The following is a 9,173-nucleotide window of genomic DNA, read 5'->3' as shown; positions in this document are numbered from 1 at the left end:
GTGTCACTGTTACTCAACTAAAAAAATATGTTGAGAATCAAAAAACTCCCCAAGAATAAGGAATTAAAATGTTTTATTTGCTGGTAAAAATTCATCACCCGTTAATTTCGGTGGGACTTTTTTTTATTGAGAAATTTAACGGGTGATGAATTTTTACATTTAAGATAGAAGTGGGAATTTATCTTAAAATAATAACTAAAGAGGGTTTAAAGTTAAAAGTCTCGGCTTTAAAGTAAATTAAAATAGACTTCTTAATTAAATATTTTTAAATAGTTTGTAGTTAGGGATAAATCCCTTATTCTCATAATTTTGAGATATGCCTAGTGGGCATCTTGTCGTAATTCCTTATTTTTTATTTCTCAAAAAGTTAAATTATGCCTCGAAGAAAAATTATTAATAATTATCGTCAACATCGTAAAATTACCAAAAAAATTGATCAATTAGATCAACAATTAGAGCTTTTTTCTTTACAATTAGAACAGTTTTCCTCAAAGATTGAAAATTCCCACGAAACTAATATTCTTTCTAGCATTATTATTAAAATTTGCCGTACTCTAAACTTAAATAATGTTTTTGAAATTGCTACTAATGAAACCAGAAAGTTATTAAAAGCTGATCGAGTTGCCATTTACCAGTTTAAGGAGGATTGGAGTGGTGAATTTATCGTTGATTCGGTGGAGAAAAATTGGATTTCTTTGATGTCTCAACAACAGGAATATTCAGAAATTACAACCAATATCAGCGATTGTAGTATAAAATACTTAAATCCAACGGACTCAGTAGCTGATACTTATTTACAGGAAACAAAAGGTAATATTTTTCTTGCTAGTAATGCTTTCCGGGTGTGTAATGATATTTATGAGGCAGGATTTTCTCAATGTTATATTAATATATTAGAACGTTATCAAGCTAGAGCTTACGCCATCGTTGCCATTTATCATCAACAAAAGTTATGGGGATTGTTAGCCGCTTATCAAAATTCTAGCCCTAGGGAATGGCGAAAAATTGAGGTTAATTTTTTAAGTCAAATTAGTGATCATTTGGGTATTGCTATCTATCAGTCGGAATTGTTAAAAAAATCAGAGTCTTGTTATCAAGAGTTACAAAAAACTTTGGATATTCAAGCAAAACAAAAACAAGAAGAGTTAATTAGAGAAACTAAAAAAGAAAAAGCCTTAGCCGAAGTAATTGATAAAATTCGCCGTACTTTGGATTTAGATACTATTTTTAACACTGTCACCAGTGAAGTAAGACAATTATTTAATGCTGATCGAGTTGCTATTTTTCAGTTTGAAGATTATAGTAATTATAATGATGGGCAATTCGTGTCAGAAAATCATCTTGAACCTTATCAATCAGCTTTGAGTTTAAAAGTAACTGATCGTTGTTTTGGTGATAATTATGCTACTTTGTACGAAAAAGGTCATATTTTAGCTATTGAAGATATTTATAAAGAAAACTTGAGTGATTGTCATATGACTATTCTTTCTCGTTTTCAAATTCGAGCTAATTTAGTCTTACCCATTACTAATAATAAACAATTATGGGGATTGTTGTGTGTCCATCAGTGTTCATTTCCTCGCCGATGGAAAGAAGAAGAAATCGAGTTTTTGAAGAAAATTACGATTCAGTTAGGTGTTGCACTACAACAAGCAGAATTATTTAATCAACAGAAAAAACGGACTAATCAATTACAAGTTGCCCTAGCAGAAGTAGAAAAACAAAAACAACAACAAATTTTAATTGCTAATCAAGAGCGTACCATTGCCCATATAATCCAAAGTATGCGTTCTTCTTTAGATATTGAACAGATTTTAAAAACAACTACTGATGAAATTCGTCAGGCTTTACAATGCGATCGCACAGTAGTTTATCGTTTTTTTTCTGATTGGAGTGGTGAATTTATTTATGAATCCATGAGTAAATATTGGAAGCCCTTAGATTCTGGTGGTGAAAAAATAAATTGGAATGATACTTATTTACAAGAGACTCAGGGAGGAAGATATGCTAATCATGAAACCTTTGCAGTGGATAATATTTATACTGTAGGTCATGAAGTGTGTCATATTGAAATGTTGGAAGCTCTGGAAATTCAGGCTTATATGATAGCACCTATTTTTGACAGAGAAAAATTATGGGGGTTATTAGCAACCTATCAAAATAGTAATCCTCGTCATTGGCTTCCCCATGAAATTAATTTAATTAAACGTATTGGTGAACAATTAGGAGTTGCTGTGCAACACGCTCACTTATTACAAGAATTGGCAACTACTTCAGAAAAAGCTCAAACCGCTAATAAGGCTAAAAGCGAATTTTTAGCAAATATGAGTCATGAATTAAGAACTCCTTTAAATGCTATTTTAGGTTTTACAAATCTTTTTAATCGTGATTCTACTTTAAATTCAAAACAAAAAGATTATTTAAGTATTATCAAGCGTTCGGGAGAACATTTATTAACATTACTTAATGATGTGTTAGAAATGTCAAAAATTGAAGCGGGAAAAATTATTTTAAATACCAACGACTTTGATTTACACTTTTTATTGCAAAATTTAAAAGAAATGTTTGAACTTAAAGCTCAATTAAAAGGTTTAAAATTAAATTTTTATTGTGCTGATAACGTTCCTCAATTTATTCATGGAGATGAAAGTAAATTACGTCAAGTACTAATTAATTTACTTAGTAATGGTATTAAATTTACAGAAAAAGGAGAAGTTAATTTACACAGTAATTTTCTAAAAGATGATGATGTTTCTTTCCCACAAATTAATTTTACAGTTCAAGATACGGGCTTAGGAATTGATGAAAAAGAAATCTCAATTTTATTTGATGCTTTTGTGCAAACTGCCACGGGGAGAAAATCCCAAGAAGGTACAGGTTTAGGCTTACCAATTAGTAAAAAATTTATTGAATTAATGGGAGGTGAAATAACCGTAAGAAGTAAAGTTAATCAAGGTTCAATTTTTCAGTTTTCTATCCCTATTCAATTAGTTGAGAATATTGAAATTAATCCTATCAAATTAAATAAAATAATTGGGTTTTCTGGTATAGAAGAAGAGTATCGTATTTTAATTGTTGATGACAAGTTAGAAAGTCGCTTAATTTTGCTCAATATGTTGTCAGAAATTGGTTTTGCCATTAAAGAAGCTGAAAATGGACAACAAGCAGTATCATTATGGGAAACATGGCAACCTCATTTAATTTGGATGGATATGCGTATGCCTTTGTTAAATGGAGATGAAGCCACAAAAATTATTCGTCAACAGGAAGAAAACAAAAATTTTACTACTAAGATTATTGCTTTAACGGCTAATGTTTTTGATAATGAGAGATGCCAATTACTCCAAGCAGGTTGTGATGATTTTGTCGCAAAACCTTTCCCCGAAGAAATTATTTATGAAAAAATAGCTCAACATTTAGGAATAACATTTACTTATCAATTAGATTCTTTGATGGATTCAACTATGGAAGAAGAATATCAATATCAATTAAAACAGATGAATCAAGAATGGTTAGCAAAACTTCATCAATCTGCCTTAACCGCAAGAGAAAATCAACTGAAAACATTAGTTACAGAAATTGAAACAGAATATCCAAAACTAGCAGAGTATCTTTTTGATTTAATTAAAAAATTATTATTTGACAAAATTACTGAATTAAGCATTCCCTCTCCTAATTGATAATTTATAATTTATACTTATTATATAGTAAGCCTAAATGAATTGTACAAATATCCTAACATCAAATTTTTTCCTAACATCAAAGGATAGTAATTATGGAATTGCATAAATGATTTAGGTTAGGTATATATAATAGAATATACTAAATAATTACGACAATAAATAAAACTCATGCTCAAAAATCAAGAAAAATTTAAAGGAGATATTTTAATCGTTGATGATATTCCCGAAAACTTAGAACTATTATTTCAAATTTTGACAGAACATAATTACGAAGTTAGGCGAGTTTTAAACGGAAAACAAGCGTTAAATATTGCCATCATAGACTCTCCGGATTTGATTCTACTTGATATTAAAATGCCTGAAATTGACGGTTATGAAGTTTGTAGGCAATTAAAAAATAATCAAAAAACTCAAGATATTCCCGTTATTTTTTTAAGTGCATTAAATGAAACTTTTGATAAAGTAAAAGCCTTTCAAATGGGTGGTGTTGATTATATAACCAAACCATTTCAGATTCGGGAAGTGTTAGCTAGAGTGGAAAATCAATTACAATTAATTAAAACCAAAAAAATCTTAGAAGAAAAAAATCAACTCCTTATTTCTACCAATCGACAATTAGAATTACAAAAACAAGAATTAGAAATTGTTAATCAAGAATTAGAAGCATTTAATTATCGAGTTAGCCATGACATTCGTAACGAATTATCTATAATTCAAGGATTTAGTCGGATTTTGTTAGAAAATACTTGTACCAACAAACCAATAGAATCTGAAGAAGCATTAAAATCTATTGTTTCTGCCAGTCAATTAATCGAACAAATAATTAACGATTTAACTCGTTTAACCCGTATTAATTCACAGGAATTAGAATTTCAAAAGGTTGATTTAAGTTTGATGGTTAAAAATATTATCAGTAATCTTGAACAACAAAAAAATGATCGTGAAGTTAATTGGCAAATAACACCTAATATTAACACTTATGGTGATCCTCAATTATTATATATTGCCCTTGATAATTTATTATCTAATGCTTATAAATACACATCCAAAAGTAATAATGTAACAATAGAATTTGGTACTATTTCTAATTCTGATTTTCAAGATAATTACCAAGTATATTATATTAAAGATAATGGTGTTGGTTTTGATATGAAGAAAGCTGAAAAAATTTTTACTCCTTTTGTCAGATTACATAATAACTTTGACTTTGAAGGCACAGGTATTGGATTAGCTACCGTACAAAAAATCATACATCTTCATGAAGGTAAAATTTGGTGTGAAGCCGAAGTTAATCGGGGAGCAACTTTTTATTTTAAATTACCTCAAAAAAAAGGAAATTAAAAAATAAAACTTAATCATTTAAGAGATGATCACATTAATATTATGAATAAAACAAAATTAATCAGTATAGCTTCATTTTCATTATTTTTATTAACTATTAGCCCTAATATTTTAGCTAGTAATTTCACGATTAAAACATTTGAATTAGTCGGTCAAAATCAACTCAAAAACTATTGTCAAGAAGGAGAAAGTTTATTTTTAAGTGCAGAAACTAAGAATTTTTGGCTGAATATTTGTGGTGGTGATTTACCTCATCATTATGTAGGAGTTAGTAAAAAAAATGGTAAAAGAATTCGCTTACCTTTAGAAGATTATGATTCCAAAGGTGATTATTTTTCAGCGAATAATGGCAATGTCAATTATTTAATTATTTTCAACACTCCTAAAGGTAGTTTTTTAACCGTTACAGAAGGGAAAAAAGAATTATTTCGAGAGCCTCTTATTAACTGGTAAAATTAAACTTTTATTTTTTATATAAACTTACCAATATCCCGATAAATATAGCAGGAAAAAGTTGTCCACATAATGCTTCTAAATTACTTAAAATCATTGCATAATTATTGATGGGAGTTATATCACCATAACCAACTGTAGTTAAAGTAACAAAACTAAAATAAAATAAATTAATGTTTACTTGTGGAGATTTCCATTCGGGAAAATGAAAGGCATTAACATCAAAAAAGTAAATAACTTTATAAAATAAAAACCAAAGTATTCCTAACATAAGATATATACAAATTCCACCTCTAATGACATCATTATTAACTGTAGTTTCTACATTAATTTTTTGAGAAATAGTTATAATAGAAAAAATTAAAAATATACAATCAAATACAGTAGTGATCATTGCTAAAAGTTCATCTAAATAACTTTGAAAGTACATATTCATTAAATCTGTCAAACAAGATAATCCAGCAATAAGATAAAAAACAGTAATAATTTTTTTAGAGAAATTTAAGGTATTAATAGCAGAGATAATAGTAAAGAAAAAACTTAAAGGAAATATAAAATTAATTAGAGGAGAATATTCTGAGATAGGAAGAAAAAAAAACAAGACTATTAAATAAACAAGAAGCTGTGTATATTTATTTTTATTAGATATTTTCATTAAATCTTACTATACCTTAAAGCTGACCACTGAAAGCTAATAGCTAACACCTCTTTTAACTATACCGTCAAAGCTGACCACTGAAAACTGATAGCTAACACTTCTAAAAATTTCACAACTCATAACTGACTGCTATATATAATATTTTGATTAAACTAAGGAAAAATAAAATTAGTTTTAATTATTAATAATATTTATGTCAAAGATAACAGAAAACATAAAACAAAAATGATTAATTATCAAATATGGCAGTGGCAAGGCTTTAATATCGGTTATCAAAGCTATGGCGACACAGGAGAAGCAATCGTTTTTATTCACGGTTTTGGGGCGAATAGTGGGCATTGGCGACATAATTTACCATTTTTAGGCGAAAATTATCGTTGTTATGCCATTGATTTACTTGGTTTTGGTGCATCAGCTAAACCAACTCCGGGGCAACCTTTTGACTATACTTTTGAAACGTGGAGCAAACAAGTAGCTGATTTTTGTCGAGAAGTGGTAAAAACTCCTGTTTATTTGATTGGTAATTCTATCGGTTGTGTGGTGACAATGCAAACTGCCGTTGATAATCCTGATTTAATTTTAGCCATAGCGGCGCTCAATTGTTCTTTAAGATTATTACATGATCGTAAACGAGAAAGTTTACCCTTTTATAAAAATGTGGGTGCAAAAATGATGCAGAAAGTATTAACAAATCCTGTTATTGGTAACTTTTTTTATCAACAAATAGCCAAGCCAAAAGTCATTAAAAATTTATTATCTCAAGCCTACCAAAAAAAAGAAGCCATCACCGATGAATTAATCGATATAATTTATCAACCTTCTCAAGATAAAGGCGCTGCGGATGTTTTTTTAGCTTTTACTGGTTATTCTCAAGGTGCTTTACCTGAAGATTTATTACCTATTTTACCTTGCCCGATAACTTTTTTATGGGGTACAAATGATCCATGGGAGTCGATTGAATTAGGGAGAGAATTAGCTTATTATCCTATGGTAAAAGATTTTATCGAATTAGAAGGTTTAGGACATTGCCCTCAAGATGAAGCCCCAGAAATTGTTAACCCTCTTTTAAAACAATGGTTAGAATCAATGAGTAATGGGTAATGAATAATTATTAATTAGTAATTAGTAGGGTAGGCACAAGCCCACAATTTTGGTATTTACCCCTAAGATGGTGGAATGGGCAAAAATAGTGGAATGGGCATCTTGCCCGTTGTAGGCTAGTAGGTGCTATAGTTAAGAGGTTAAATAAATGAAAATTTTAGTTAGTGATTTTGATGGTGTTATTTGTGATGGTTTAACAGAATATTTTTATAGTAGTAAACTGGTTTATCAAGAAATTTGGCAAGATTTTAAGGTTGATTTAGATAGTTTACAACCGATGTTTAATTTATTACGCCCAGTGGTAGAAACAGGTTGGGAAATGCCTTTATTATTAAAGGTTTTAACTTGGGGTGAAACTACTGAAAATATTTTAGACAATTGGCCAACTATCCGAGAAAAAGCAATTAAAATTCTTGATAAAGAAGGGGTAAAAGTTATTAATTTAGCTCAAAAATTAGATTTAGTTAGACAAAGACAAATTAACAAAAATTTAGATAAATGGTTAAATTTACATTGTTTTTATGATGGAGTAATTAGTAAACTTAAATATTTAATGAAACAGAATATTAAGTTATATATTATCACCACAAAAGAAGGAAAATTCACTAGGCAATTACTAGAAAAAGCAGATATTTTTTTACCAGAGAATGCTATCATGGGAAAAGAAGTTAAACGCCCTAAATATGAAAGTCTGCGATTAATTATTAACACCGAAAAAGTTAAACCATCAGACGTAAGTTTTATAGAAGATAGACTAGAAGCGTTAGAATTAGTGCATCAACAACAAGACTTACTAGAAGTTAAATTATTTTTGGCGTTATGGGGTTATAACGATGAATTGACAAAGGTTAGGGCAAAAAATAACCCCCTAATTAATGCTTTATCTTTAGCTAACTTTATCGGTAATGATGTATTCTAAAGTTTGATGATATTTAGTAGCTATTTTTCCGCCAATGACTTATACCACAGACGAGTTAATTAAGTTTTTAGGGTTAGAATTAAGGGCGACTTGGGGGGGGATGAGAATAATTTTCAATGCGGAGGAAAAATTAGATAATCCTGCCGTAGCGAAGGCAATTAATCTGCAAAAAACTAGTCGAGTTTTCGTTTTTCGTGATTTTCGGCAACAAATCCATGAATATCAGCAAAAAAATCAAGTTTCGGGTGTTATTTGGCGCACAATTAATTTTCAGAATCAAACTTTTCGTTGCCCAGAGGTTTATAATCAATTAATTGCCATTGATGGGGATAAAGAAATTTTAATGGATGCGAAAACATCAGTTCTCAATTTTTGGCGAGATGTAACTCAAGGGATGAAGTATTATTTAAGTGGTGATAAAAATACTCTCATTAGTAAAGATAAACTAGAATTATTATATCAAGAAGTTGAGTGGGCAGAATTAGATGCAGGAAAAGAAGAAATTTATTTAGGTTTATGTTGGGGAAATCCGAAGGAATATATTTATAAATGGGCGAATCCTGAATCTGGATGTCATCGTATTATTGCCACTCATCATGAGCCTAGTAATATTAAAATTTAAAATAGTATTTAAAAAACCTTCTTTTTTTTCCGCACTACTAAAAGGTTGACAGGGAAAATCAGCTATTGACATACTCCCCCGTTAAGCTGACGAACGGGCGATTCTGAACAGCCAATTACTTGACTGTTACTCCACTCAAACAAAATTTTTATTGATTACAAATAGACTAAAAGGATATGTTAATAACATCAAAACCTTCATTTTTCAGTATTTTTCCTAGTGATAAGAGTTTCCCTAATCGATACACTTTTTGAGCAGATCCTATTTATTTTATCTTGAAATGTGAGTAAAAGACCTTCGTTGAATTTCACAACAAAAAAATACCCACAGAAATCAACGAGGGATGTAAACGAACCAACAAATAAAATCGAGCGTCAGCGAGTCCTTAATTTTCAA

Annotated in this window: 7 protein-coding genes; 6 read left to right on the top strand and 1 reads right to left on the bottom strand. The window is 29.7% G+C overall.

The window, feature by feature from the left end; translation table 11 throughout:
* Positions 1 to 374: 374 nt before the first annotated feature.
* The 3 genes from FWJ34_RS15775 (at position 375) to FWJ34_RS15765 (ending at position 5,477) form a co-directional block, all read left to right on the top strand.
* The gene (locus FWJ34_RS15775) at positions 375 to 3,680 is read left to right on the top strand and encodes a GAF domain-containing protein (RefSeq protein ID WP_308256299.1); all 3,306 of its coding nucleotides are present in this window, start codon (positions 375 to 377) and stop codon (positions 3,678 to 3,680) included.
* 171 nt (positions 3,681 to 3,851) lie between these two features.
* Entirely contained in the window at positions 3,852 to 5,024 is a 1,173-nt protein-coding gene (locus FWJ34_RS15770) for a response regulator (RefSeq protein WP_308256298.1), read from the top strand.
* Positions 5,025 to 5,066: 42 nt separating this feature from the next.
* Entirely contained in the window at positions 5,067 to 5,477 is a 411-nt protein-coding gene (locus FWJ34_RS15765; RefSeq protein WP_308256297.1) for a hypothetical protein, read from the top strand.
* A gap of 10 nt (positions 5,478 to 5,487) precedes the next feature.
* Here the strand turns inward: FWJ34_RS15765 and FWJ34_RS15760 are convergent, their stop codons facing one another.
* A complete protein-coding gene (locus FWJ34_RS15760; RefSeq protein ID WP_308256295.1) occupies positions 5,488 to 6,132 on the bottom strand; it encodes a potassium channel family protein in 645 nt (214 codons plus the stop codon).
* Between the two features lie 228 nt (positions 6,133 to 6,360).
* Between FWJ34_RS15760 and FWJ34_RS15755 the strand changes: the two genes are divergently transcribed.
* The 3 genes from FWJ34_RS15755 to FWJ34_RS15745 all read left to right on the top strand — a co-directional run bounded on the left by FWJ34_RS15755 (position 6,361) and on the right by FWJ34_RS15745 (position 8,777).
* Positions 6,361 to 7,236: an alpha/beta fold hydrolase gene (locus FWJ34_RS15755; protein WP_308256294.1), complete on the top strand. Its 876-nt coding sequence runs from the start codon at positions 6,361 to 6,363 to the stop codon at positions 7,234 to 7,236.
* Positions 7,237 to 7,384: 148 nt separating this feature from the next.
* Positions 7,385 to 8,155 carry an HAD hydrolase-like protein gene (locus FWJ34_RS15750; protein ID WP_308256293.1) on the top strand — a complete coding sequence of 257 codons (771 nt, stop codon included), beginning with the start codon at positions 7,385 to 7,387 and terminating at the stop codon, positions 8,153 to 8,155.
* Positions 8,156 to 8,189: 34 nt separating this feature from the next.
* On the top strand, positions 8,190 to 8,777 hold the full coding sequence (locus FWJ34_RS15745) for a hypothetical protein (protein WP_308256292.1): 588 nt from the start codon (positions 8,190 to 8,192) through the stop codon (positions 8,775 to 8,777).
* The last annotated feature ends 396 nt before the right edge of the window (positions 8,778 to 9,173 follow it).

Origin of the sequence: Geminocystis sp. GBBB08, from assembly GCF_016743215.1 — a bacterium.
Taxonomy (GTDB): Bacteria; Cyanobacteriota; Cyanobacteriia; order Cyanobacteriales; family Cyanobacteriaceae; genus Geminocystis.
The sequence above is the reverse complement of the archived record's forward strand: the minus strand, read 5'-3'. Positions and strand labels throughout refer to the sequence as shown.